Source organism: Vibrio sp. 10N.222.46.A1, assembly GCF_041473595.1.
In the GTDB taxonomy this organism is placed as follows: domain Bacteria; phylum Pseudomonadota; class Gammaproteobacteria; order Enterobacterales; family Vibrionaceae; genus Vibrio; species Vibrio tasmaniensis_A.
In genome coordinates, this window is the sequence record NZ_JBFRSN010001721.1 from 1 (window position 1) to 652 (window position 652).

Annotated in this window: 1 protein-coding gene; it reads right to left on the minus strand. The window is 36.8% G+C overall.

The window, feature by feature from the left end:
• A partial coding sequence (gene dptF, locus AB4496_RS29010) for a DNA phosphorothioation-dependent restriction protein DptF (RefSeq protein WP_372133579.1) occupies positions 1–633 on the minus strand: 633 nt, incomplete at its 3' end.
• Between the last annotated feature and the right edge of the window lie 19 nt (positions 634–652).

The window sequence follows — 652 nt, forward strand, 5'->3', positions numbered from 1 at the left end:
CTGCTTATGGTATTCATTCCCATAGTCCGACTTCCTTAGAATATAAAACAATCGCAAGTAGGACTCGGCATTTAGTCCCCTTCGTATACCAAAAGCAGTCAATGCGGTTTTATAATCGTCAAAGTTAACGTCTGGTAGCTGCAATGAGTGAGACAAAATAAATTTGTCGATTTTTTGTGTACGTTGAATCGATGGGTCAAAGTCTGAAATAATATTGGTCAGCTCGTTTTCACCTTTTTTGAATAGGTTATCAAACAAATAGCCAGGCCCAGCAAGCAGATGAAAAATGAAATCCAATAATGCTCGCGCTGTTAAGAATTGATCTTTCATTAAACGCGCTTTGAACAATAGATCGACAATGACATCTTGAACTTCTTCACGCCCTAGTAATTGATAGTTTGCACAAAGCTTTTTATCCGGGCTTTGTTTGTGCATTTCAACATCAAAGTATTGGCGAATTAGATTTTCATCTTTTTCAGTAATTTTCTGAAGCAGCTCTTTTGCAAACTTAGAAGTATGACCGTCAATTTCTAACGTAAATTTAGGATAGTCTTCAAAATCTAAAAAGATATGATTTTCTGAGGTCGGCTGTTTCTCTAAAAAAGCTTTGATTGATGATGTTACTTCGGTCACCGTGCCTTCTTCAGCATAG